Raw genomic sequence first — 24687 nt, 5'->3', positions numbered from 1 at the left:
ATACTCAATGAAAATCAAAGAGCAAACTAGGAAGCTAGCCGCAAGCTGTACTTGAGTACGGTAAGGCGACGCTGACGCGGTTTGAATTTGATTTTCGAAGAGTATAATATACAACGAAAATCTTATGAGAGAATAAACCTTTGTCTTAAATAAACTTAGGAATCAGGACTTTATAAGATTTTCCAATAATATTAGTGTCAATAACAAGAAAAGAGGTATCTTATGACAACATTTACAATCCATACAGTAGAATCAGCACCGGCAGAAGTGAAAGAAGTTCTTGAAACAGTAGAAAAAGACAACAATGGCTATATTCCCAACCTAATCGGTCTCTTGGCCAATGCACCGACTGCTTTAGAAGCATACCGAACTGTCGCATCTATCAACCGTCGCAACAGCCTGACACCCGTTGAGCGTGAAGTGGTGCAAATCACGGCAGCCGTGACCAATGGTTGTGCCTTCTGTGTCGCAGGTCACACAGCCTTTTCCATCAAACAAATCCAGATGAATGATGACTTGATTCAAGCTCTTCGCAATCGTACTCCAATTGAAACAGATCCTAAATTGGATACCCTAGCTAAGTTTACTTTGGCAGTTATCAATACCAAGGGTCGTGTAGGAGATGAAGCCTTGTCTGAGTTTTTAGAAGCTGGCTACACCCAACAAAATGCCTTGGATGTGGTTCTTGGTGTCAGCCTAGCAAGCCTCTGTAACTATGCCAACAACCTAGCCAATACCCCAATTAACCCAGAATTGCAACCTTATGCTTAATTCATATCTGAGTAAAAAATGAAGTCTGAAATCAACGGACTTCGTTTTTTATCCCCTCATTTAAGCGCTTTTATGCTATACTGAAACTAACATGATTATTGGAGGTTAGGATGAAAAAACTCCCCTTGGTATTTTCTGGTTGTTTGCTAGGTTTAGCAGGATCTGGAAATCTTATTTTAGATACGTTGCCGGTTCTGTCACATCTTTTTAGTCTGACAGGTTTGATTTTGTGGATTTACTTTCTGCTTCTGCATCTTTTTAATTGGAAAGAAACCAAGCAAGAGTTGACCAAGCCCCCTCTTTTATCAGGAATGGCCACCTTTCCCATGGCTGGGATGATTTTATCGACCTATGTCTTTCGCGTCTTCCCTCATCTTTCTTTGGTTGTGCAAGGACTCTGGTGGTGTTCATTTCTCTTGGATTTGGCCTTGATTGCTGGTTTCACTATCAAGTTTGCTTGTCCGGGTCGGAGGGTTCATGCTACTCCTAGCTGGACGGTGCTTTATGTAGGGATAGCGGTAGCAGCCTTGACTTATCCTCTGGTGGGTATCATTGAAATTGCCTATGTGACCTTGAGTTTTGGTTTTCTTCTTACCTTCTATCTCTATCCCCTTATTTATAGTGATTTAAAGAAGCAACCACTCCCACTAGCCTTGCTTGGGCAAGAAGGTATCTACTGTGCTCCCTTTTCTTTGCTTTTGGCTTCTCTGGTTCGAGTTGGAGGAGCTAGCCTACCGACTTGGGTCTTGATTTTCATGCTTTTGGCTTCCCAATCCTTCTTTTTCTTTGTTTTGACTCGCCTACCCAATATTTTAAAACAAGGTTTTCAACCAGCCTTCTCAGCCCTCACCTTCCCGACTATTATCACAGCTACTTCGCTTAAGATGGCTCAGGGAATCTTGAAACTTCCATTTTTGGATTATTTGGTACTGGCTGAAACTGTTATTTGCCTAATCATTTTGCTCTTTGTATTAGGCGCTTATCTGATTTGGTTACGAAAAAAGGTCTAGCTAGAAATAGCTAAACCTTATTTTTTATGGTTTGATGACCTCAGCTCCACCCATGTATGGACGAAGTGCTTCTGGGATGGTCACGGAACCATCTTCATTTTGGTAGTTTTCAAGAATAGCAGCCACTGTACGTCCAACTGCAAGTCCAGAACCGTTCAAGGTATGGAGCAATTTCACCTTGCCATCTGCTTCATCACGGTAACGGATTTGGGCACGACGGGCTTGGAAATCTTCTGTGTTTGAACAGCTTGAGATTTCACGGTAGGTATTTTGGGCTGGAATCCACACTTCCAAGTCGTAAGTCTTCGCAGATGAGAAGCCCATATCTCCAGTAGAGAGCGCAACGACACGGTATGGAAGGTTAAGTTTTTGAAGAATGTTTTCAGCGTTGGTTGTCATTTTTTCCAATTCTTCGTAAGATTCTTCTGGTTTGGCAAATTTAACCATTTCAACCTTATGGAATTGGTGCAAACGAATCAAGCCACGAGTATCACGACCAGCTGAACCAGCCTCAGAACGGAATGATGGGCTCATAGCAGTGAAATAGATTGGCAGGTCTTTACCGTCAAGGATTTCATCACGGTAGTAGTTTGTCAGAGGAACTTCAGCTGTAGGAATAAGGACGTAATTGCTGTCGCTGAGTTCAAAAGTATCTTCCTTGAATTTTGGATATTGACCAGTCCCAAACATAGAATCGTGGTTAACCATGTAAGGCGTGATGACTTCAGTATAACCTTCTTTGCCATGCTCGTCCAACATAAAGTTGTAGATAGCACGTTCCAAACGAGCACCGAGGCCTTTATAGAAGAGGAAGCGAGCGCCTGTTACCTTGCCACCGCGTTCCCAGTCGAGGATACCAAGGTCTTCACCAAGATCCCAGTGAGCTTTTGGCTCGAAATCGAACTCGCGTGGAGTGCCCCAACGACGAACTTCCACATTGTCATCTTCGTCAGCCCCAATAGGAACGCTGTCAGCAGGGATGTTTGGAAGAGTAGTAGTAAATTCTGTCAATTTAGCATCGATTTCTGCCAATTCAGCATCCAAGGCTTTAACCTCAGCAGATAGAGTTTGCATGGCAGCAATCTTGTCATCTGCATTTTCCTTGTTGCGTTTGGCTTGGGCAATCTCAGCAGAAACTGTGTTGCGTTCAGCCTTGAGAGTTTCAACCTTGACCAAGATGTCACGACGTTTAGCATCGATTTCTTTCATCTCGTTTAAGACAGCAGCATCTACACCACGTGTAGCCAATTTTTCTGCGACAGCATCAAAGTCTGTACGAATACGTTTGATATCTAACATAAGAACTCCTTTATGAAAAAAGCACACCTGACAAAGCGTTGGAGTGGCAGGGCCACGGTTCCATCCAACTTCACAGGTGTGCACTTGATTGTGCATGTAATTGTTATTAACGGTAGAATTTCACCTATCCCTCCTATCTGCTCGCAGCATCCGCAGACTTTCTGAAAGAAGAAGATAACCTACTTATCCGTTGCTATAATTATACTAAAGTTTCTACTTTTTTGCAAATAGATTTTTAAATTTTTGACCAATTGTCTGAATCAGGGTCGGAAGTTTGATGACCTTGTCATTACCCAGTTTTTCACGAGCAATTTTGAGAATGGCACCTGAGTCTTTTGAAGCAAAGAGGAATTTTCCTTTGTCTGTAAAGACTTCGAAGTGGCGACTGATTTTCCGCCCAGTGACATTGGCTCCAATTTGGTTGATATGGCTCCAAGGAATCTGGATAAATTGTTCAACATTGACATCGGGGTAAAATTCCAAAGCCTGATCTCCGACAAGGAATTTCCCAACTTTCCCAGCGATAGAGAGGTAGGAAGTGCCTGTCGTACTGAGGAGTACTGTTTTGTTAAGTGATTGAGCCATGCTTAGTCTTCCTTACTTTCTCCAAAAAAGGCATTGTAGAGGGCTTTGATTGCTGCTTTCTCTTGGTCTTTATTGACAACAAACATGATAGAAACTTCACTAGAACCTTGAGACATCATCTGGATGTTGATCTTATTTTCAGATAGAGCGCGTGTCGCAGTAGCAGTCACTCCGATATGGCTCTTCATTTTTTCACCAACAATCATAATGATAGAAAGGTCGTGTTCGATTTCTGCATGATCTACTTTAGCCTTTTGAACCAACTGACGCAGGATTTCTTCTTCCTTGATAGGAGTTAGTTCGCGAGAACGGAGGATGATTGAAAGATCGTCGATACCGGTTGGCATATGTTCCCAACCGATGTTAAGATCTTCAAGGATTTGCAGAACCTTGCGTCCAAATCCAACCTCACGGTTCATAAGGTATTTCGACATGTTGATGCTGACAAAGCCTGAGTCACCAGCAATTCCCACAACTGGAAATTCATCACTACTGTGTTTTAGAACGATACGAGTACCTGGGTGGTCAGGGTTATTGGTATTCTTGATAACCAGAGGGATTTTTCCACGGTAGGCAGGAAGAAGAGCTTCGTCATGAAGAACTGAGAATCCTGCATAGGCCAACTCACGCATTTCACGGTAGGTCAACTCAGGGATCGAGTGTGGTTGGTGGATAATACCAGGGTGGGCTGCAAAGATACCATCAACGTCCGTAAAGTTTTCATAGAGGTCGGCTTTTACACCTGCAGCAATGATAGAACCTGTAATATCAGAACCTCCACGTGAGAAAGTACAGATTTGATTTTCCTTGGTAACTCCAAAGAAACCAGGAATGACAAGAACTTCATTTGCATTTGTCAATTCTTCAATCTTGTCATAACTTGATGGAATGATGCGAGCGTGACCAGGTTCACTTGTGACCACAATCCCAGCTTCTCTAGGGTGCATATAGCGTGCATCGATACCATTTTGGTTAAAGTAGGCAGCAATCAATTTGGCATTGTTATTTTCACCGGCTGCTAGGAAAGTATCGTAGAGAAATTCATTTTCATCAATAGGAAGAGTGGCCAAGGCACGAATACTTTTTGAAATTTTTTCTAGCACAGCTGGTTTAAGACCTAGTTCACTAACCATAGCAGCATAGCGGTCGATAATCCAGTTTTGGCTCTTGCTAATATCGTTACCAGCAACATAATCGCGGTAGTATTTAATCAAGGCATCCGTAACCTTAGTATCTTCAGCATTGCGTTTTCCTGGTGCAGAAACAACTACAAAACGACGCTCTGGATCGCTTTTAACGATGTTTAAAACTTTTTCTAATTGACCAGCAGAGGCAAGAGAGCTACCTCCAAATTTAACAACTTTCATAAGAACTCCTAAAGTAAGTATTTTATACGATTATAGCAGAAAGAAAGCCTTTTTTCAATGAAGAAAATAAGATGCTTTATAGGATAAAGCGAGCCTTTCCAATCGGCTGAGACACTTTCAGTCAATTTTTTCTTGCTTTCTGTTCCTAAAAAAGATATACTTTGAAAATAAAATAATTCAATACTCAATGAAAATCAAAGAGCAAACTAGGAAGCTAGCCGTAGTCAGCTCAAAGCACTGCNNAAATACTGTTTTGAGGTTGCAGATGGAAGTTGACGTAGTTTGAAGAGATTTTCGAAGAGTATAAACTGCTTATAAAATAAAAAGGAGTCCAGATGGAACATATTATTTATCAGCTTGAAGAGGATTTGGCAATTATTACTTTAAACCGTCCTGATGTCGCTAATGGTTTCCATATTCCCATGTGTGAGGAGATCTTAGAAGCCTTGACTCTGGCAGAAGAAAATCCAGCTGTGCATTTTATCTTAATCAATGCCAATGGAAAGGTCTTCTCAGTTGGGGGAGATTTGGTAGAGATGAAGCGGGCAGTGGATGAGGATGATATTCCATCATTGACAAAAATCGCAGAGTTGGTCAATACGATTTCTTATAAAATCAAGCAAATAGCCAAACCTGTTTTAATGGAAGTTGACGGTGCTGTTGCAGGTGCCGCAGCGAATATGGCTGTTGCGGCAGATTTCTGTTTGGCGACGGATAAGGCTAAGTTTATCCAAGCCTTTGTTGGTGTTGGTTTGGCTCCAGATGCAGGGGGAATTCATCTCTTGAGCCGCAGTATCGGTGTGACGCGTGCTGCTCAATTAGCTATGACAGGAGAGGCTTTAACGGCAGAAAAAGCCCTAGAATGGGGGTTGGTTTACCGCGTTTCTGAAGCTGAAAAACTTGAAAAGACGAGAGAACAGCTTCTTAAAAAATTAAGACGTGCTTCAAGTAATTCCTATGCTGCCATTAAGAAGTTGGTTTGGGAGAGCCAGTTTAAAGACTGGCAGGGTTACGCTACTTTAGAACTGAACCTACAGAAATCCTTAGCTCAAACAGAGGATTTCAAAGAAGGAGTGCGAGCTCATTCGGAGAGAAGAAGACCTAAATTTACAGGAAAATAAAAAATACTTGCATCATTCTTTGAATTTTGATATAATTCTTTCTGTCAAATGTTTTGATTGTAAAAGTTTTTTGAAGAAGGAGGGATATGAAAAATGGACTACCAACGAATCAATGAATATTTAACATCTATATTTAACAATGTCCTTGTAATTGAGGAAGTGAACTTGAGAGGTAGTCGTTTTAAGGATATCTCCATCAAAGAAATGCATACGATTGATGTCATCGGTAAGGCTCCAGATGTGACTCCAAGTCAAGTGTCAAAAGAGTTGATGGTAACTCTTGGAACTGTTACGACAAGTTTGAACAATTTAGAGCGTAAGGGATACATTGAGCGAGTTCGGTCAGAACAGGATCGTCGTGTGGTGCATCTGCATTTGACAAAGAAGGGGCGCTTGATCCATAGACTGCATAAACGCTTCCACAAGGCCATGGTAGAAAAAATTATTGATGGCATGAGCGAGGAAGAAATTGATGTTATGAGCAAAGGGTTGACTAATCTTTACCAATTTTTGGAGGATTTGAAATAATGGCTTTTGCAAAAATAAGCCAGGTTGCTCATTATGTGCCAGAGCAAGTGGTTACAAATCACGACTTGGCTCAGATTATGGATACCAATGATGAGTGGATTTCAAGTCGAACGGGAATACGACAAAGGCATATTTCAAGAACAGAATCTACCAGTGATTTGGCTACGGAAGTTGCTAAGAAACTGATGGCAAAAGCTGGAATAATAGGAGAGGAACTGGATTTTATCATCCTAGCTACCATTACTCCAGATTCGATGATGCCCTCTACAGCTGCTCGTGTTCAAGCTAATATTGGTGCTAATAAAGCCTTTGCTTTTGACTTAACCGCGGCTTGCAGTGGATTTGTATTTGCTCTTTCAACTGCTGAAAAGTTTATCGCTTCTGGTCGCTTTCAAAAAGGCTTGGTGATTGGTAGTGAAACCCTCTCTAAGGCAGTCGATTGGTCGGATCGATCAACAGCTGTGTTGTTTGGAGATGGTGCTGGTGGTGTCTTGTTAGAAGCTAGCGAGCAAGAGAATTTCTTAGCTGAGAGTCTCAATAGCGATGGAAGTCGCAGTGAGTGTTTAACTTATGGGCATTCAGGTTTGCATTCTCCATTTTCAGATCAAGAAAGTGCAGATTCATTTTTGAAGATGGATGGACGCGCAGTCTTTGATTTTGCCATTCGAGATGTAGCCAAGTCTATCAAGCAGACTATTGAAGAATCTCCTATAGAGGCGACAGACTTGGATTATCTGCTATTGCATCAGGCTAATATCCGTATTTTGGATAAGATGGCTAGAAAAATTGGTGTTGACCGAGACAAACTTCCAGCCAATATGATGGAATATGGCAATACCAGTGCAGCCAGTATCCCGATTTTACTTTCAGAGTGTGTAGAACAAGGTCTCATCCCTTTAGATGGTAGCCAGACTGTTCTTCTATCAGGCTTCGGTGGAGGCTTGACCTGGGGCACGCTCATTCTTACAATTTAGGTAATCATGTGGTGAACACATTGTTATAAAAAACTATTTATTTTAAAGGAGTCCTATCATGGCAGTATTTGAAAAAGTACAAGAAATTATCGTTGAAGAACTTGGAAAAGATGCATCAGAAGTAACACTTGAATCAACTTTTGATGATTTGGACGCTGATTCATTGGACTTGTTCCAAGTAATCTCAGAAATCGAAGATGCTTTTGATATCCAAATCGAAGCAGAAGATGACTTGAAAACAGTTGGTGACTTGGTTGCCTACGTTGAAGAGCAAACAAAATAATACTCAATGAAAATCAAAGAGCAAACTAGGAAGCTAGCCGCAGGCTGTACTTGAGTACGGCAAGGTGACGCTGACGTGGTTTGAATTTGATTTTCGAAGAGTATAAGCAGAATATAGATAGAAGGAGTAGGGAAACCCGCTCCCTCTTGTTTAGGCAATAGTTTGATTGTCAAATTATGACAGTATCGAACTATTACGTAAGCAAGAAACGATGGAGGCACTATGAAAACGCGTATTACAGAATTATTGAACATTGATTATCCTATCTTTCAAGGAGGAATGGCTTGGGTTGCTGATGGTGATTTGGCAGGGGCTGTTTCTAAAGCTGGAGGACTAGGGATTATCGGTGGGGGAAATGCCCCGAAAGAAGTTGTCAAGGCAAATATTGATAAGATCAAATCATTGACGGATAAACCCTTTGGTGTCAACATCATGCTCTTGTCTCCCTTTGTGGAAGATATTGTAGATCTCGTTATCGAGGAAGGTGTTAAGGTAGTGACAACAGGTGCAGGAAATCCTGGTAAATACATGGAACGTTTCCATGAAGCTGGGATAATCGTTATTCCTGTCGTTCCTAGTGTTGCTTTAGCTAAACGCATGGAAAAAATCGGTGCAGACGCTGTTATTGCAGAAGGAATGGAAGCTGGGGGGCATATCGGTAAATTAACAACCATGACCTTGGTGCGACAGGTAGCCACAGCTGTATCTATTCCTGTTATTGCTGCAGGAGGAATTGCGGATGGTGAAGGTGCTGCGGCTGGCTTTATGCTAGGTGCAGAGGCTGTACAGGTGGGGACACGGTTTGTAGTTGCAAAAGAGTCGAATGCCCATCCAAACTACAAGGAGAAAATTTTAAAAGCAAGGGATATTGATACTACGATTTCAGCTCAGCACTTTGGTCATGCTGTTCGTGCTATTAAAAATCAGTTGACTAGAGATTTTGAACTGGCTGAAAAAGATGCCTTTAAGCAGGAAGATCCTGATTTAGAAATCTTTGAACAAATGGGAGCAGGCGCCCTAGCCAAAGCAGTTGTTCACGGTGATGTGGATGGTGGCTCTGTCATGGCAGGTCAAATCGCAGGGCTTGTTTCTAAAGAAGAAACAGCTGAAGAAATCCTAAAAGATTTGTATTACGGAGCAGCTAAGAAAATTCAAGAAGAAGCCTCTCGCTGGGCAGGAGTTGTAAGAAATGACTAAAACAGCCTTTTTATTTGCTGGTCAAGGTGCCCAGTATCTAGGGGTGGGACGGGATCTCTATGATCACTACCCTATTGTCAAAGAAACGATTGATCGAGCGAGTCAGGTGCTCGGTTATGATTTGCGTTATCTCATCGATAGGGAAGAAGACAAACTCAATCAGACCCGCTATACGCAACCAGCCATTCTAGCGACTTCGGTTGCTATCTACCGTTTATTGCAAGAAAAGGGCTATCAGCCTGATATGGTTGCTGGTTTATCTCTTGGAGAATACTCTGCCTTGGTGGCAAGCGGCGCCTTGGATTTTGAAGATGCGGTTGCCTTGGTAGCTAAGCGTGGAGCCTATATGGAAGAAGCGGCTCCTGCTGACTCTGGCAAGATGGTAGCAGTTCTCAATACGCCAGTAGAGGTCATTGAAGAAGCCTGTCAAAAAGCTTCTGAACTTGGAGTGGTTACTCCAGCCAACTATAACACATCTGCACAAATCGTCATTGCTGGAGAAGTGGTTGCAGTTGATCGAGCGGTTGAACTTTTGCAAGAAGCAGGTGCCAAACGCTTGATTCCTCTTAAGGTGTCAGGTCCCTTTCACACCGCTCTCCTTGAGCCAGCTAGCCAGAAACTAGCTGAAACTCTAGCTCAGGTAAGTTTTTCAGATTTTACTTGTCCCCTAGTCGGCAATACAGAAGCTGCTGTGATGCAAAAAGAGGACATTGCTCAGCTCTTGACGCGTCAGGTCAAGGAACCCGTTCGTTTCTATGAAAGTATTGGGGTCATGCAAGAAGCAGGCATAAGCAACTTTATCGAGATTGGACCGGGGAAAGTCTTGTCAGGCTTTGTTAAAAAAATTGATCAAACTGCTCACTTAGCTCATGTGGAAGATCAAGCGAGTTTAGTAGCACTTTTAGAGAAATAGGCTAAAATAAGTAGAAGTTTTGAAAGGAAAAAAATGAAACTAGAACATAAAAATATCTTTATTACAGGTTCGAGTCGTGGAATTGGTCTTGCCATCGCCCACAAGTTTGCTCAAGCAGGAGCCAACATTGTCTTAAACAGTCGTGGGGCAATCTCAGAAGAATTGCTCGCTGAGTTTTCAAACTATGGTATCAAGGTGGTTCCCATTTCAGGAGATGTATCAGATTTTGCAGACGCTAAGCGTATGATTGATCAAGCTATTGCAGAACTGGGTTCAGTAGATGTTTTGGTCAACAATGCAGGGATTACCCAAGATACTCTTATGCTCAAGATGACAGAAGCAGATTTTGAAAAAGTGCTCAAGGTCAATCTGACTGGTGCCTTTAATATGACACAATCAGTCTTGAAACCGATGATGAAAGCTAGAGAAGGTGCTATCATTAATATGTCTAGTGTTGTTGGTTTGATGGGGAATATTGGTCAAGCTAACTATGCTGCTTCTAAGGCTGGCTTGATTGGCTTTACCAAGTCTGTGGCACGTGAAGTTGCTAGTCGGAATATACGAGTCAATGTGATTGCTCCAGGAATGATTGAGTCTGATATGACAGCTATCTTATCAGATAAGATTAAGGAAGCTACACTAGCTCAGATTCCGATGAAAGAATTTGGGCAGGCAGAGCAGGTTGCAGATTTGACAGTATTTTTAGCAGGCCAAGATTATCTAACTGGTCAAGTGGTTGCCATTGATGGTGGCTTAAGTATGTAGCGAAAGCTAGAGGTGAAAAGAATGAAACTAAATCGAGTAGTGGTAACAGGTTATGGAGTAACATCTCCAATCGGAAATACACCAGAAGAATTTTGGAATAGTTTAGCAACTGGGAAAATCGGCATTGGTGGCATTACAAAATTTGATCATAGTGATTTTGATGTGCATAATGCGGCAGAAATCCAAGATTTTCCGTTCGATAAATACTTTGTAAAAAAAGATACCAACCGTTTTGATAACTATTCTTTATATGCCTTGTATGCAGCCCAAGAGGCTGTAAATCATGCCAATCTTGATGTAGAGGCTCTTAATAGGGATCGTTTTGGTGTTATCGTTGCATCTGGTATTGGTGGAATCAAGGAAATTGAAGATCAGGTACTTCGCCTTCATGAAAAAGGGCCCAAACGTGTCAAACCAATGACTCTTCCAAAAGCTTTACCAAATATGGCTTCTGGGAATGTAGCCATGCGTTTTGGTGCAAACGGTGTTTGTAAATCTATCAATACTGCCTGCTCTTCATCAAATGATGCGATTGGGGATGCCTTCCGCTCTATTAAGTTTGGTTTCCAAGATGTGATGTTGGTGGGAGGAACAGAAGCTTCTATCACACCTTTTGCCATCGCTGGTTTCCAAGCCTTAACAGCTCTCTCTACTACAGAGGATCCAACTCGTGCTTCGATCCCATTTGATAAGGATCGCAATGGGTTTGTTATGGGTGAAGGTTCAGGGATGTTGGTTCTAGAAAGTCTTGAACACGCTGAAAAACGTGGAGCTACTATCCTGGCTGAAGTGGTTGGTTACGGAAATACTTGTGATGCCTACCACATGACTTCTCCACATCCAGAAGGTCAGGGAGCTATCAAGGCCATCAAACTAGCCTTGGAAGAAGCTGAGATTTCTCCAGAGCAAGTAGCCTATGTCAATGCTCACGGAACGTCAACTCCTGCCAATGAAAAAGGAGAAAGTGGTGCTATCGTAGCTGTTCTTGGTAAGGAAGTACCTGTATCATCAACCAAGTCTTTTACAGGACATTTGCTGGGGGCTGCGGGTGCAGTAGAAGCTATCGTCACCATCGAAGCTATGCGTCATAACTTTGTACCAATGACAGCTGGGACAAGTGAAGTATCAGATTATATCGAAGCTAATGTCGTTTATGGACAAGGCTTGGAGAAAGAAATTCCATACGCTATTTCAAATACTTTTGGTTTTGGAGGCCACAATGCAGTTCTTGCTTTCAAACGTTGGGAGAATAGATAAGTATGAATTTAAACGATATTAAAGACTTGATGACTCAATTTGACCAGTCAAGTTTGAGAGAATTTTCTTATAAAAATGGGACGGATGAGTTGCAGTTTAGCAAGAATGAAGCGAGACCTGTGCCTGAAGTTGCAACTCAAGTCGCTCCAGCACCCGTTCTAGCAACACCGAGTCCAGTAGCTCCTACATCTGCTCCAGCAGAGACTGTAGCAGAAGAAGTTCCAGCTCCAGCTGAAGCAAGTGTGGCTACTGAGGGAAATCTTGTAGAGAGTCCACTTGTTGGAGTGGTTTACTTGGCTGCTGGACCAGATAAACCTGCCTTCGTTACAGTTGGTGATAGTGTCAAAAAAGGTCAAACATTGGTCATTATCGAAGCCATGAAAGTCATGAATGAAATCCCAGCTCCTAAGGATGGTGTGGTAACGGAAATTCTCGTTTCTAACGAAGAAATGGTTGAGTTTGGTAAAGGATTGGTACGAATCAAATGATCGATATTCAAGGAATCAAAGAAGCCCTTCCCCACCGTTATCCTATGCTCCTAGTGGATCGTGTCTTGGAAGTGAGCGAGGATACCATCGTTGCCATAAAAAATGTGACCATCAACGAGCCTTTCTTTAACGGTCACTTTCCTCAATACCCAGTTATGCCAGGTGTTCTGATCATGGAAGCCTTGGCGCAAACAGCTGGTGTGTTGGAGTTGTCAAAACCTGAAAATAAAGGAAAACTGGTCTTTTACGCTGGTATGGATAAGGTCAAATTCAAGAAGCAAGTTGTACCAGGCGACCAATTGGTTATGACAGCGACTTTTGTAAAACGTCGTGGCACCATAGCCGTGGTTGAAGCAAAGGCTGAAGTGGATGGCAAGCTTGCAGCTAGTGGTACTCTTACCTTTGCAATTGGGAACTAAGGAGGTTCTCCATGTTTCGAAAAATTTTAATTGCCAATCGTGGTGAAATTGCGGTTCGTATTATCCGTGCGGCGCGTGAATTGGGGATTGCGACCGTAGCAGTCTATTCAACTGCTGATAAGGAAGCCCTTCATACGCTTTTGGCAGATGAAGCGGTTTGTATCGGTCCTGGTAAGGCAACTGAGTCTTATCTCAATATTAATGCGGTTCTATCAGCTGCAGTCTTGACTGAGGCAGAAGCCATTCACCCCGGTTTTGGGTTTCTCAGTGAAAATTCCAAATTTGCAACTATGTGTGAAGAAGTGGGCATCAAATTTATCGGTCCATCTGGTCATGTTATGGATATGATGGGGGACAAAATCAATGCGCGTGCTCAGATGATTAAGGCTGGTGTGCCTGTTATTCCAGGTTCAGGTGGAGAAGTGCATAACTCTGAGGAGGCCTTGATTGTTGCTGAAAAAATTGGCTATCCTGTTATGCTCAAGGCTTCAGCAGGTGGTGGTGGTAAAGGGATTCGTAAGGTTGAAAAACCAGAAGACCTTGTTTCAGCCTTTGAAACTGCCTCTAGTGAAGCCAAGGCCAATTATGGCAATGGTGCCATGTACATAGAACGGGTTATCTATCCAGCTCGTCACATCGAGGTTCAAATTCTAGGAGATGAACACGGAAATGTAATCCACTTGGGGGAACGGGATTGTTCTCTACAACGGAACAACCAAAAGGTTTTGGAAGAAAGTCCTTCGATTGCAATCGGGAAAACGCTGCGTCATGAAATCGGTTCTGCTGCTGTTCGAGCGGCGGAGTCTGTTGGCTATGAAAATGCAGGGACCATTGAGTTTCTTCTTGATGAAGCCAGTGGCAATTTCTATTTCATGGAAATGAATACTCGTGTACAAGTAGAACATCCAGTAACAGAATTTGTTTCAGGTGTGGATATCGTTAAGGAACAGATTCGCATTGCGGCAGGTCAACCTCTGTCTGTTAAGCAAGAAGATATTGTCCTACGCGGTTATGCCATCGAGTGTCGTATCAATGCAGAAAATCCAGCCTTTAACTTTGCTCCAAGTCCAGGTAAGATTACTAATCTCTATCTACCAAGTGGTGGAGTTGGCTTGCGCGTGGATTCAGCAGTTTATCCAGGTTATACCATTCCGCCTTATTATGATAGTATGATTGCCAAAATCATCGTACACGGTGAAAACCGTTTTGATGCCTTGATGAAAATGCAACGTGCCCTCTATGAATTAGAGATTGAAGGGGTGCAGACCAATGCAGATTTCCAGCTTGACCTCATTTCAGATCGCAATGTCATTGCTGGAGATTACGATACTTCCTTCTTAATGGAAACCTTCTTACCCAAATATCAAGAAAAAGAATAAAATGACTTCAAGAGTTTAAACCGAAAAGGGGAATCAATGGCTCTATTTAGTAAAAAAGATAAGTATATTCGAATCAATCCCAATCGTTCGGTTAGGGAAAAACCTCAAGCTAAGCCAGAGGTTCCAGATGAATTATTTTCCCAGTGTCCAGGCTGTAAGCATACCATCTATCAGAAGGATCTGGGAAGTGAGCGTATCTGTCCACATTGTAGCTACACCTTTCGTATTTCTGCCCAAGAACGCTTGGCTTTGACGATTGATATGGGAACCTTCAAGGAATTGTTTACAGGGATTGAAAGCAAGGATCCCTTGCATTTCCCTGGTTATCAAAAGAAACTAGCAACTATGCGTGAAAAAACAGGTCTGGATGAAGCCGTTGTGACAGGAACAGCTCTTATAAAAGGTCAGACTGTGGCTCTTGGGATTATGGATTCCAACTTTATCATGGCTTCTATGGGTACGGTTGTAGGTGAAAAAATCACTCGTTTGTTTGAGTATGCGACTGTCGAAAAATTGCCAGTTGTCCTCTTCACAGCCTCTGGTGGAGCCCGTATGCAGGAAGGAATCATGAGTCTCATGCAGATGGCCAAGATCTCTGCAGCAGTTAAACGGCATTCAAATGCTGGTCTCTTTTACTTGACCATTTTGACAGATCCAACGACAGGTGGTGTGACAGCTTCTTTCGCTATGGAAGGTGATATCATTCTGGCTGAACCACAGAGCTTGGTCGGTTTTGCTGGGCGTCGTGTCATTGAAAATACGGTTCGTGAAAGCTTGCCTGAGGATTTCCAAAAGGCAGAATTCCTATTGGAACATGGCTTTGTGGATGCTATCGTTAAAAGAAGAGACTTGCCAGATACCATTGCTAGCCTAGTCAGATTGCATGGAGGGAGTTCTAGATGAATATTGCAAAAATAGTCAGAGAAGCGCGTGAGCAGAGTCGCTTGACAAGCTTGGACTTTGCGACAGGCATTTTTGATGAATTTATCCAATTACACGGTGACCGTTCTTTTCGTGACGATGGTGCAGTTGTTGGTGGTATCGGCTGGCTTGGAGACCAAGCTGTAACAATGGTTGGTATCCAAAAAGGCAAGAGTTTACAAGATAATCTCAAGCGGAATTTTGGTCAACCGCATCCAGAAGGCTACCGCAAGGCCCTACGGTTGATGAAACAGGCTGAAAAGTTTGGCCGTCCAGTTGTGACCTTTATCAATACAGCAGGTGCCTATCCTGGTGTCGGTGCGGAAGAACGCGGTCAAGGAGAAGCTATCGCTCGCAATCTCATGGAAATGAGTGATCTGAGAGTTCCTATTATCGCTATCATTATCGGTGAAGGTGGTTCAGGTGGGGCTTTGGCTCTAGCAGTCGCAGACCGTGTTTGGATGCTGGAAAATTCTATTTATGCTATTCTCAGTCCAGAAGGCTTTGCTTCCATTCTATGGAAGGATGGCAGTCGTGCCATGGAAGCAGCAGAACTGATGAAAATCACTTCACACGAACTGTTAGAAATGGACGTAGTAGACAAGGTGATTTCTGAAGCAGGACTTTCTAGCAAAGAACTGATTAAGAATGTTAAAAAAGAACTCCAAGCTGAGCTAGCTCTACTTTCACAAAAACCGTTAGAAGCGTTGTTGGAAGAGCGCTATCAACGGTTTAGAAAATACTAATACTCTTCGAAAATCAAATTCAAACCACGTCAGCTTCGCCTTGCCGTATATATGTTACTGACTTCGTCAGTTCTATCCACAACCTCAAAACCGTGTTTTGAGCAGCCTACGGCTAGCTTCCTAGTTTGCTCTTTGATTTTCATTGAGTATAATTCTTTAGAATACGCAAAAACTAGAACTGACTGCCAGTTCTAGTTTTTATGTGGTTCTTACTCTGTGCAGAGGGGAAAGTCAAAAGGTGCCTGGAAGACCAAACACCTTTTTGATTATTCATTTTCTTCAGTTACAAATTGACTAAGCAATCCATTGATAAAACGGGCTGATTTTTGATCTGAAAAATTCTTGGCAAGTTCAATGGCTTCATTGACTGCTACCAGCTGAGGTGTATCAAATGATGTGATTTCAAAGATACCCAAGCGTAGTAAGTTTTTTTCGACCAAAGTCAAACGTTCAACTGTCCAGCCTGACTTGAGGTGCTGGTTGATTTGTTTATCCAACTCTTCTTTTTGAGCTTGGATACCAGAAACCAAGTTTAGAAGAAAGGCTGGGATTTGCACATCTGCATCTTCACGGTCATGTGTGTAGGCAAAGCGACAAGCCGTTTCCATATCTGTACCGAATTCAAGGCTCATAAGAGCTTGAAAAGCGCATTTACGAAGTTCGCGTCTAGATTCTAATAATGGACTAGTCATTGAGGAAGTCCTCGTTAAATAGATCTTTCAACTCAGGTTTTGGTGTTTTATCTGGAACGATTCCTGTAACATGGATATTGACAGCAGAAAGTTCCACATCAGCCATATCATGGACAGCATCTTTGACCGCTTTTTGAATAGCAAGAGCCACTTTTGGTACTTTCACACCGTACTCAAGGTAGAGGTAGATGTCAGCAGTTAGTTCTTCATTGCTTTCTTTTAAGTAGACACCACGACCAAGAGAGAGTTTTGATAGGGTGTCAGATACGGATTTATTTGAAAATGAGTGGACACCCTCAACTTTAGCAGTTGCGATGGCAATAATTTTTTCAAGTACACGTGGAGCGATAACGATTTCGCCAAATTGTTCTTCAATTCCCATAGAATGACCTCTTTCTAGAGATTAGGCACGAGAAACGTAAGTTCCTTCTGCAGTGTTGATGATCAATTTTTGTCCAGCTTCGATGAAGTCAGGAACGTTGACAACAAGTCCAGTTTCCATAGTTGCTGGTTTACCAGAACCTGTAACAGTAGCACCTTTGATAGATGGTTGTGTTTCAGCAACTGTCAATTCAACAGTAGTTGGTACAGTTACACCGATTACTTCAGTTCCGTAGAATTGGATTTTCACATCAGAGTTTTCAAGGATGTAAAGCAACTCATTTTCAACATTTACGACTGGTATTTCGTATTGGTCGTAAGTTTCAGTGTTCATGAAGTAGGCAGTTTCATCCATTTTGTACAAGTATTGAGCTGGAACAGTTTCGATAATAGCTTGTTCGAATTTTTCTTCTGGACGGTAGCTTGTATCAAATGTAGAACCAGTACGGACATCACGCAATTTCATACGCATGATTGTGTTCCCTTTACCTGGTTTGTGGTGGCTAGCTTCCAAAACGCGGATCAATTTTCCGTCTGCAGTTTCAAATGTCATACCAGCTTTCAATTTGCTTGCTTCAATCATGTTTTTACCTCTTTAATAAATATTATTACTCTTCATTTTACCATAAAATCTTCTGGAAATAAAGCCAAAATAGTTATTGGGAGATGGTAGGGGAGAAAAAACCAACCTCAAGGCTGGTTTCTTTTACATATTAATCTTCTTTCAACTTCGCCAATTCCTGTGCAAGTAGTTTAAGGGCAACTTGTGGGTTGGCTTGGCCTTTGGTTGCCTTCATAAGGAATCCTGTAAAGGCCTTGTCGGCGTTACGTTTGCCTGACTTGAAGTCGGCAACAGCAGCTTCGTTATCGGCAAAGACTTGGTGGATGATTGGGATCAAGATAGCTGGATCTGAAATTTGAACCATACCTGCTTTTTCCACGTATTCACGCGCGCCACCGCCATTTTTAGCTAGATGGACAAAGACTTTCTTGGCAATCTTAGATGAAATAGTACCGTCTTCGATGATGGCAATCATTTCAACCAAGTTTTCTGGTGTCAATTCGATTTGTTCCAGTGTTTTACCTTCAGCATTCAAGAACTGAGCGACTTCCCCTTGGAGCCAGTTAGAGACTTGTTTGGCATCACCACCTAGGGCAACAGCTTTTTCAAAGAAGTCAGAAGTGACTTTATTAGCAGTCAACTGACTAGCATCGTAGTCTGATAAACCAAGGTCAGATACATAACGCGCACGACGTTCTTTTGGAAACTCTGGCAACTCAGTCCGCATTTCCTCAATCCACTCGTCAGAAATTTCAAAGAGGGGTAGGTCTGGTTCTGGGAAGTAGCGGTAGTCAGCAGCCCCTTCCTTGACACGCATGAGGATGGTTGCTTTATTCGCTTCATCGTAACGGCGTGTTTCTTGGCGGATTTGACCACCTGAGCGAAGAATTTCAGCCTGGCGTTGGACTTCGTATTCAAGACCTTTACGAACGTTTGAGAAGGAGTTGAGGTTCTTCAATTCAGTCTTGGTACCGAATTTCTCTTGACCATAAGGACGAAGGGAGATGTTGGCATCCACACGCATCGAACCTTCCTCCATCTTAACGTCAGAAATGCCAGCGTACTGGATAACTTCCTTGAGGGCTGTCAGATAAGCATAGGCTTCTTCAGGAGAACGCATATCTGCCTCAGATACAATCTCAATCAAGGGAACCCCTTGGCGGTTGAGGTCAACATAAGAGTAGCCATCTGTACCATGGGTGTTTTTACCAGCGTCTTCCTCTAGGTGGGCACGTTCGATACCGATTTTCTTGGTCGTACCGTCTTCTAGTTCGACTTCAATCCAGCCATTATATCCGATTGGTTCATCAAATTGAGAAATTTGGTAGGCTTTGGGGTTATCAGGATAGAAGTAGCTCTTGCGGTCAAAGTGCATCTTTTTGTGGATGTCCATGTTGAGGGCAAGAGCAGCCTTGATTCCGGCATCGACAACCCCTTTATTGAGAACTGGCAGAACTCCTGGGAAAGACCAGTCAATCACGTTAGTGTTGGCATTTTGATCATTTCCGAAGTGGGCAGAAGTAGGTGAGAAGATTTTTGAATTGGTGTTGAGCTCTACGTGGACTTCAAGTCCGATGACTGTTTCAAAGTTCATTAGTTGTCACCTCCAAAAATCTCGGGTTGTTGTTTGTGGTAGTCTGTTGTTGCTTCAAAAGCAGCAGCAGCTTGGTAAATGGTTTCCTCAGAGTACTTGGGACCAATCAATTGGAGTCCGACAGGTAGACCTTGAGAGAATCCAGCAGGAATCGAAATTCCAGGAAGTCCTGCCAAGTTTACAGGTATGGTCAATAGGTCGGCTAAGTACATGGCAACTGGGTCATGGTTGAGAGAATTCAAGTCATAGGCAACACTTGGAGCAGTTGGACCCAAAATCAAATCATAATCCGCGAAGACTTTTTCGAAATCTTGAATGATAAGTGTACGGACCTGTCCAGCCTTCTTGTAGTAGGCATCGTAGTAACCTGATGAAAGACTGAAAGTACCCAGCATGATACGGCGCTTCACTTCTTCACCAAAACCTTGGCTACGGCTGTTTACATAGATTTCATCAAGATTAGTCGCATCTTCTGCGCGGTAGCCGTAACGGATACCGTCAAAACGTTGCAAGTTTGATGAAGCTTCTGATGAAGCGATGATGTAATAAACGGCAACACCGTATTTAGAGTGAGGAAGGCTGACTTCTTCGACGATAGCACCCAATTTTTCAAAGTGTTTGGCCGCGTTTAAGATTGTTTCCTTAACCTCTGGATCAATTCCTTCGCCTAGGTATTCCTTAGGCAAAGCAATTTTCATGCCCTTGATGTCTTGGCCGATTTTTGAAGTAAAGTCGGCGATGCGGACAGGAGCAGAAGTAGAGTCTTTAGCATCTTCGCTGGCAATAGCGTTGAGCAAGAGGGCATTTTCCTTAACAGTTGGTGCGAAAGGTCCGATTTGGTCTAATGAGCTACCGAAGGCAATGAGACCGAAACGAGAAACTGTTCCGTAGGTTGGTTTGAGACCAACGATCCCGTTGAAGGCAGCAGGTTGGCGGATGGAACCACCCGTATCAGAACCAAGTGACAAGGGGACTTGTCCTGAGGCTACAGCTGCAGCTGAACCACTTGATGAACCACCAGGAACCTTGCTGTGGTCCCAAGCATTTTTAGTTGCTCCGTAGTGAGAAGTCTCACCAGAACCACCCATGGCAAATTCGTCCATGTTAGTTTTTCCTACGACAATCATGCCCTTGGCTTTTGCATTAGCAACCGCAGTTGCATCAAAGATCGGCTCGTAGTTGTAGAGCATTTTTGAGGCAGCGGTTGTGAGAATACCGTCTGTAGAGATGTTATCCTTTACTGCAAGCGGAATTCCTGAAAGGACATTATCAGTGTCAATTCCAGCTTCATCAATGGCTTTAGCTTGAACAAGAGCTTGCTCTTCAGCGATGGTAACAAAAGCGTTGATAGCTGTCTCGCGAGACTTGATATCTTCAAGCGTAGCTTGTGTTAATTCTGTTGCAGAAATTTCCTTAGAGACAAGGAGATTGTGCAAGTCTTCAATGGTTTTATTGTTGAAAGTCATTAGGCATCTCCTCCATCGTCTAGGATAGCTGGTACCTTGATATAGTAGTTGTCTTTTTCAGGTACGTTTTTAAACAAGCGATCACGGTCTGTTCCTTCTTCAGCCACATCAGGGCGGAGTACGGTCTTGCGGTCAGCCATGGTCGTAGTAGGTGCGACACCAGTTGTGTCAACTTCGTCCAGCAATTCAACCATGTCAACAATTTTAGACAAGGTCGTTGCAAAGGCAGCAGTTTCTTCTTCAGAGAATTTTAATTTTGAAAGATTGGCAACGTGTGTTACCTCTTCTTGCGTAATTTTCATCTTACATCCTTTCGTGAAATGATGATTTTTAGTCTGTTCTATTTTACCATATTTTCCTATAAATAAGGGAGGGGGAAGTGAAAAGAAATAGAAATTGAAAAAAATGCTAAAATCCGATATAATGGAGTGTTGAAAGGAATGGTAAAATCCAATGTAAAAATCATTCTTAGCTATTGAAACAAGAAAAATAGAGAATCAAAGAAAGAGAACTTATGAATATTCAAGAAGAAATTAAGAAACGTCGTACCTTTGCCATCATCTCTCACCCAGACGCGGGGAAAACAACCATCACTGAGCAGTTGCTCTACTTTGGGGGCGAGATTCGTGAGGCTGGTACCGTAAAAGGAAAGAAAACAGGGACTTTTGCCAAGTCTGACTGGATGGATATCGAGAAGCAACGTGGGATTTCGGTTACTTCATCTGTGATGCAGTTTGACTACGATGGCAAGCGCGTGAATATCCTTGACACACCAGGGCATGAGGATTTCTCAGAAGATACCTATCGTACCTTGATGGCGGTGGATGCTGCGGTCATGGTCGTGGACTCTGCCAAGGGTATCGAGGCGCAGACAAAGAAATTGTTTGAAGTTGTCAAACACCGTGGTATTCCAGTCTTTACCTTTATGAACAAGCTAGACCGTGACGGTCGTGAGCCACTGGACCTCTTGCAAGAATTGGAAGAAGTCTTGGGTATTGCGAGCTATCCGATGAACTGGCCAATCGGGATGGGGAAAGCTTTTGAAGGGCTCTATGACCTCTATAACCAACGCTTGGAGCTCTATAAGGGGGATGAGCGTTTTGCCAGTTTAGAAGATGGGGACAAGCTTTTTAGCAGCAATCCTTTCTACGAGCAGGTAAAAGATGATATTGAACTTTTAAATGAAGCTGGAAATGAGTTTTCAGAGGAAGCTATCCTTGCTGGAGAATTGACACCTGTCTTCTTCGGTTCGGCTTTGACAAATTTTGGTGTGCAGACCTTCCTTGAGACTTTCCTTAAGTTTGCTCCAGAACCACATGGACACAAGAAAACAGATGGCGAAATTGTGGATCCTTACGACAAGGATTTTTCAGGATTTGTCTTTAAAATCCAAGCCAATATGGACCCTCGTCACCGTGACCGCATTGCCTTTGTCCGTATCGTATCTGGTGAATTTGAGCGCGGTATGAGTGTTAACCTGCCTCGTACTGGTAAGGGGGCTAAACTGTCGAATGTGACTCAGTTTATGGCGGAAAGTCGTGAGAATGTAACCAATGCCGTGGCAGGTGATATCATCGGGGTTTACGATACTGGTACTTATCAGGTTGGGGATACTTTGACAGTTGGTAAAAACAAGTTTGAATTTGAACCACTGCCAACCTTTACTCCTGAAATTTTCATGAAAGTATCTGCTAAGAACGTTATGAAACAAAAATCTTTCCACAAGGGAATCGAGCAATTGGTGCAAGAAGGAGCTATTCAGCTTTATAAGAATTACCAAACAGGCGAGTACATGCTGGGAGCTGTTGGTCAACTTCAGTTTGAAGTCTTTAAGCACCGTATGGAAGGCGAGTACAATGCAGAAGTGGTCATGAGCCCAATGGGTAAAAAGACCGTTCGTTGGATTAAACCTGAGGACTTGGATGAACGCATGTCATCAAGCCGCAATATCTTGGCTAAAGACCGTTTCGACCAATCAGTCTTTCTCTTTGAAAATGACTTTGCTCTCCGTTGGTTTGCGGACAAGTATCCAGATGTAGAGTTGGAAGAGAAGATGTGACTCAGTACCAACAATTGGAACTAAAGTTCCTAATTGTTGGACGCTAGTCGCTATTTGGCGAACTAGCTAATTGCCTCACTAACTGAGTTTTACAAATGGAATTGATTTGTAAAACTCAGTGTCGTAGTTCAGTAAATTTATTTGATTGTGTAACAATCTAAGTAACTAACGAGTCTGGGACAAAAGTCTAACCTTAAATATAAAAAGCGAACAAAACAAGTTATCTGACACTCAGAATTCTGTTTTGTTTGCTTTTTTGTCTAATCTATCGATTTTAAAAACTTATAATAAAGAATTCATAAAATCAAAATCTTTTTGTCCCAGACTCTAGGCGCTCCACTAGTAAAGTTTTACGAATAATATCGATTCGTAAAACTTTACGTCGTAACTGGTAGTGAGCGGTCTAGCTAACTGCCTCACTAACTACGTTTGGCAAATAGAATCGATTGGTCAAACTACGTGTCGTAGTATAACAATCGGCTTACCTAAACGCTTCACTAGGAAAAATCCACGAATAATATTGATTCGTGGATTTTTCCGTTGTAGCAGAAAGTAGGTAGCCTAGCTAACTGCCTTACTAACTACGTTTGGCAAATGAAATCGATTTGTAAAACTCCGTGTCGTAATGTAAAAATTGTAAACCGTAATGGGACTTCATCTAAAATCTCCACTGGTATGGTTTTACGAACGAATAGGCGAAAATAATGGTTACGTAGAAACATATGATGGGAATAAAAAGAAATGAGATAAAGAGTGAAAGAAGAGAAAAAAGCGATTGTCTTAGGTGCAGATAATGCTTATATGGATAAAGTTGAAACAACAATAAAATCTCTTTGTGTTCATCTATTATAATCTTAAGTTTTATGTTTTTAATGATGACCTTCCGCGAGAATGGTTCCAATTGATGGAAAAAAGACTAGAGACTTTGAATAGTGAGATTGTGAATGTTTAGATTGACAGTAGTATTCTGAAAGGTTATCGTCTCCCCTTTGAGGGACTTTCATATGCGGCTTTTTTAGGTATTTTATTCCAAAGTATGTAAGCGAGTCTCGTGTACTGTATTTGGATTTAGATATTGTTGTAAGAAAATCGATAGATGAGCTGTGGGATTTGGACTTGACGGATATACCCTTAGCTGCAGTTAGAGATGATTTTTATACACATAATTTTAATTCTGGTGTTCTGTTAATCAACAATGGTATGTGGAGAGCAGAAAATGTCACGCAAGACCTGATTTAAGACACAAATAAAAAATCTTCCAATTCTCTGTTTCCGTGTCTGAAGGTTTCTTTTCCTTTCTGTTGATAGACTAGTAGCAGACGATTGATTTGTCTTTCAGAAAGATTAAGTTCGACACAGGCTTGTTTCTTTGTTTTCTTTCCTTGGGCAATAGCTGTTATAGTCATTTAGTTTTAAAAAGCGTTCCAAACATTCAAAAATAGTTGGGACTTCCCTTAATAAATCTGTTACTTTCTTTTTCAAGATAGCCCAAGCTTACTCAATAGGATTCAAATCTGGTGAATAAGGCGGTAGAGGTAAGAAAAAGTGTTTATCTTGGATGCAGAGTTCATCCAAAATGTTCTTGGGATCAAAACTAGCATTGTCCATGATAATAACATGAGGTGTCTTCAAAGCAGGCAGGAGTTGCGTTTTGAACCACTCCACAAAGAAATCGCTTGTCCTGCTGTTCTTGTAAATCATGGGAGCTATAAACTCTCCGTCTACTTGTCCTGCAACAATTGAAGTTCGCTCAAAACGACGTCCGCTAATCTTTTCATAGACTTTCTCCCCTCTAGGAGCCCCTGCATAAGGACGATAGAGGTAGCGGTCGATTCCTGTTTCATCAATATATACGATTGGTAAATCGTTTAGGTTATCCAAAATATCAAGAAACTCAGCGACTTTCTCTG

Annotated in this window: 27 protein-coding genes and 2 pseudogenes; 18 read left to right on the top strand and 11 right to left on the bottom strand. The window is 42.3% G+C overall.

The window, feature by feature from the left end; translation table 11 throughout:
• The first annotated feature begins 222 nt into the window (after positions 1 to 222).
• Together HT669_RS08170 and HT669_RS08165 are read left to right on the top strand one after the other, a co-directional pair.
• Positions 223 to 771 carry a carboxymuconolactone decarboxylase family protein gene (locus HT669_RS08170; RefSeq protein ID WP_000206765.1) on the top strand — a complete coding sequence of 183 codons (549 nt, stop codon included), beginning with the start codon at positions 223 to 225 and terminating at the stop codon, positions 769 to 771.
• A gap of 110 nt (positions 772 to 881) precedes the next feature.
• The gene (locus HT669_RS08165) at positions 882 to 1781 is read left to right on the top strand and encodes a TDT family transporter (protein ID WP_101514663.1); all 900 of its coding nucleotides are present in this window, start codon (positions 882 to 884) and stop codon (positions 1779 to 1781) included.
• Between the two features lie 24 nt (positions 1782 to 1805).
• Here the strand turns inward: HT669_RS08165 and serS are convergent, their stop codons facing one another.
• The 3 genes from serS to HT669_RS08150 all read right to left on the bottom strand — a co-directional run bounded on the left by serS (position 1806) and on the right by HT669_RS08150 (position 5032).
• Positions 1806 to 3080, bottom strand: coding sequence for a serine--tRNA ligase (serS, locus tag HT669_RS08160; RefSeq protein ID WP_100104178.1), 1275 nt, complete (start codon positions 3078 to 3080; stop codon positions 1806 to 1808).
• Positions 3081 to 3293: 213 nt separating this feature from the next.
• Complete coding sequence (locus HT669_RS08155; RefSeq protein WP_000079356.1) at positions 3294 to 3665, bottom strand: DUF956 family protein; 372 nt, start codon at positions 3663 to 3665, stop codon at positions 3294 to 3296.
• 2 nt (positions 3666 to 3667) lie between these two features.
• Positions 3668 to 5032 (bottom strand): aspartate kinase, encoded by a 1365-nt coding sequence (locus HT669_RS08150; RefSeq protein ID WP_023938539.1) that lies wholly within the window; start codon positions 5030 to 5032, stop codon positions 3668 to 3670.
• Between the two features lie 335 nt (positions 5033 to 5367).
• On the opposite strand from HT669_RS08150, the gene HT669_RS08145 reads away from it, so the two are divergent.
• The 13 genes from HT669_RS08145 to HT669_RS08085 all read left to right on the top strand — a co-directional run bounded on the left by HT669_RS08145 (position 5368) and on the right by HT669_RS08085 (position 16023).
• A complete protein-coding gene (locus HT669_RS08145; protein ID WP_000400065.1) occupies positions 5368 to 6153 on the top strand; it encodes an enoyl-CoA hydratase in 786 nt (261 codons plus the stop codon).
• 93 nt (positions 6154 to 6246) lie between these two features.
• A complete protein-coding gene (locus HT669_RS08140) occupies positions 6247 to 6681 on the top strand; it encodes a MarR family transcriptional regulator (protein WP_000386348.1) in 435 nt (144 codons plus the stop codon).
• Positions 6681 to 7655, top strand: coding sequence for a beta-ketoacyl-ACP synthase III (locus HT669_RS08135; RefSeq protein ID WP_000852944.1), 975 nt, complete (start codon positions 6681 to 6683; stop codon positions 7653 to 7655). The genes HT669_RS08140 and HT669_RS08135 overlap by 1 nt, the downstream gene beginning before the upstream one ends.
• Before the next feature lie 58 nt (positions 7656 to 7713).
• The gene (locus HT669_RS08130; protein ID WP_000257838.1) at positions 7714 to 7938 is read left to right on the top strand and encodes an acyl carrier protein; all 225 of its coding nucleotides are present in this window, start codon (positions 7714 to 7716) and stop codon (positions 7936 to 7938) included.
• A 222-nt stretch (positions 7939 to 8160) separates the two neighbouring features.
• Positions 8161 to 9135: an enoyl-[acyl-carrier-protein] reductase FabK gene (gene fabK, locus HT669_RS08125; RefSeq protein WP_023936336.1), complete on the top strand. Its 975-nt coding sequence runs from the start codon at positions 8161 to 8163 to the stop codon at positions 9133 to 9135.
• The gene (fabD, locus tag HT669_RS08120; RefSeq protein ID WP_079252912.1) at positions 9128 to 10048 is read left to right on the top strand and encodes an ACP S-malonyltransferase; all 921 of its coding nucleotides are present in this window, start codon (positions 9128 to 9130) and stop codon (positions 10046 to 10048) included. Before fabK ends, fabD begins: the two co-directional genes overlap by 8 nt.
• A gap of 33 nt (positions 10049 to 10081) precedes the next feature.
• Positions 10082 to 10813, top strand: coding sequence for a 3-oxoacyl-[acyl-carrier-protein] reductase (gene fabG, locus HT669_RS08115; protein ID WP_000763053.1), 732 nt, complete (start codon positions 10082 to 10084; stop codon positions 10811 to 10813).
• Between the two features lie 21 nt (positions 10814 to 10834).
• Positions 10835 to 12070, top strand: a complete 1236-nt coding sequence (gene fabF / locus HT669_RS08110) for a beta-ketoacyl-ACP synthase II (RefSeq protein WP_000774063.1) — start codon at positions 10835 to 10837, stop codon at positions 12068 to 12070.
• A gap of 2 nt (positions 12071 to 12072) precedes the next feature.
• Positions 12073 to 12558 (top strand): acetyl-CoA carboxylase biotin carboxyl carrier protein, encoded by a 486-nt coding sequence (gene accB / locus HT669_RS08105; protein ID WP_001052244.1) that lies wholly within the window; start codon positions 12073 to 12075, stop codon positions 12556 to 12558.
• Complete coding sequence (gene fabZ / locus HT669_RS08100) at positions 12555 to 12977, top strand: 3-hydroxyacyl-ACP dehydratase FabZ (RefSeq protein ID WP_000565515.1); 423 nt, start codon at positions 12555 to 12557, stop codon at positions 12975 to 12977. Before accB ends, fabZ begins: the two co-directional genes overlap by 4 nt.
• 11 nt (positions 12978 to 12988) lie before the next feature.
• On the top strand, positions 12989 to 14356 hold the full coding sequence (accC, locus tag HT669_RS08095) for an acetyl-CoA carboxylase biotin carboxylase subunit (protein WP_172933679.1): 1368 nt from the start codon (positions 12989 to 12991) through the stop codon (positions 14354 to 14356).
• Positions 14357 to 14392: 36 nt separating this feature from the next.
• On the top strand, positions 14393 to 15259 hold the full coding sequence (gene accD, locus HT669_RS08090; protein WP_001173359.1) for an acetyl-CoA carboxylase, carboxyltransferase subunit beta: 867 nt from the start codon (positions 14393 to 14395) through the stop codon (positions 15257 to 15259).
• Positions 15256 to 16023 carry an acetyl-CoA carboxylase carboxyl transferase subunit alpha gene (locus HT669_RS08085; RefSeq protein ID WP_001017387.1) on the top strand — a complete coding sequence of 256 codons (768 nt, stop codon included), beginning with the start codon at positions 15256 to 15258 and terminating at the stop codon, positions 16021 to 16023. Before accD ends, HT669_RS08085 begins: the two co-directional genes overlap by 4 nt.
• A gap of 266 nt (positions 16024 to 16289) precedes the next feature.
• Here the strand turns inward: HT669_RS08085 and nusB are convergent, their stop codons facing one another.
• The 6 genes from nusB to gatC all read right to left on the bottom strand — a co-directional run bounded on the left by nusB (position 16290) and on the right by gatC (position 21020).
• On the bottom strand, positions 16290 to 16715 hold the full coding sequence (nusB, locus tag HT669_RS08080; protein ID WP_000203641.1) for a transcription antitermination factor NusB: 426 nt from the start codon (positions 16713 to 16715) through the stop codon (positions 16290 to 16292).
• A complete protein-coding gene (locus HT669_RS08075; RefSeq protein WP_000510576.1) occupies positions 16708 to 17097 on the bottom strand; it encodes an Asp23/Gls24 family envelope stress response protein in 390 nt (129 codons plus the stop codon). Before HT669_RS08075 ends, nusB begins: the two co-directional genes overlap by 8 nt.
• A gap of 21 nt (positions 17098 to 17118) precedes the next feature.
• Positions 17119 to 17679: an elongation factor P gene (gene efp / locus HT669_RS08070; RefSeq protein ID WP_000568643.1), complete on the bottom strand. Its 561-nt coding sequence runs from the start codon at positions 17677 to 17679 to the stop codon at positions 17119 to 17121.
• Positions 17680 to 17809: 130 nt separating this feature from the next.
• Positions 17810 to 19252: an Asp-tRNA(Asn)/Glu-tRNA(Gln) amidotransferase subunit GatB gene (gene gatB / locus HT669_RS08065; protein WP_001008685.1), complete on the bottom strand. Its 1443-nt coding sequence runs from the start codon at positions 19250 to 19252 to the stop codon at positions 17810 to 17812.
• Positions 19252 to 20718 carry an Asp-tRNA(Asn)/Glu-tRNA(Gln) amidotransferase subunit GatA gene (gene gatA / locus HT669_RS08060; protein ID WP_000143715.1) on the bottom strand — a complete coding sequence of 489 codons (1467 nt, stop codon included), beginning with the start codon at positions 20716 to 20718 and terminating at the stop codon, positions 19252 to 19254. The genes gatB and gatA overlap by 1 nt, the downstream gene beginning before the upstream one ends.
• Complete coding sequence (gene gatC / locus HT669_RS08055) at positions 20718 to 21020, bottom strand: Asp-tRNA(Asn)/Glu-tRNA(Gln) amidotransferase subunit GatC (protein ID WP_000705410.1); 303 nt, start codon at positions 21018 to 21020, stop codon at positions 20718 to 20720. Before gatC ends, gatA begins: the two co-directional genes overlap by 1 nt.
• A 212-nt stretch (positions 21021 to 21232) precedes the next feature.
• On the opposite strand from gatC, the gene HT669_RS08050 reads away from it, so the two are divergent.
• The 3 genes from HT669_RS08050 to HT669_RS11550 all read left to right on the top strand — a co-directional run bounded on the left by HT669_RS08050 (position 21233) and on the right by HT669_RS11550 (position 24016).
• Positions 21233 to 22777 carry a peptide chain release factor 3 gene (locus HT669_RS08050; RefSeq protein ID WP_001025442.1) on the top strand — a complete coding sequence of 515 codons (1545 nt, stop codon included), beginning with the start codon at positions 21233 to 21235 and terminating at the stop codon, positions 22775 to 22777.
• Between the two features lie 753 nt (positions 22778 to 23530).
• On the top strand, positions 23531 to 23629 hold the full coding sequence (locus HT669_RS11555; RefSeq protein ID WP_001810144.1) for a hypothetical protein: 99 nt from the start codon (positions 23531 to 23533) through the stop codon (positions 23627 to 23629).
• 150 nt (positions 23630 to 23779) lie between these two features.
• A complete protein-coding gene (locus HT669_RS11550) occupies positions 23780 to 24016 on the top strand; it encodes a glycosyltransferase (protein ID WP_255209663.1) in 237 nt (78 codons plus the stop codon).
• 26 nt (positions 24017 to 24042) lie between these two features.
• Here HT669_RS11550 and HT669_RS08035 read toward each other — a convergent pair.
• Positions 24043 to 24183: pseudogene (locus tag HT669_RS08035) on the bottom strand (helix-turn-helix domain-containing protein); the annotation flags it as partial.
• Positions 24184 to 24193: 10 nt separating this feature from the next.
• Positions 24194 to 24687 (bottom strand): annotated as a pseudogene (locus HT669_RS08030) (transposase); the annotation flags it as partial.

Origin of the sequence: Streptococcus sp. 2100 (assembly GCF_013276335.1) — a bacterium.
Lineage (GTDB): Bacteria > Bacillota > Bacilli > Lactobacillales > Streptococcaceae > Streptococcus > Streptococcus pseudopneumoniae.
This window is presented reverse-complemented; position numbering and strand designations above follow the sequence as displayed.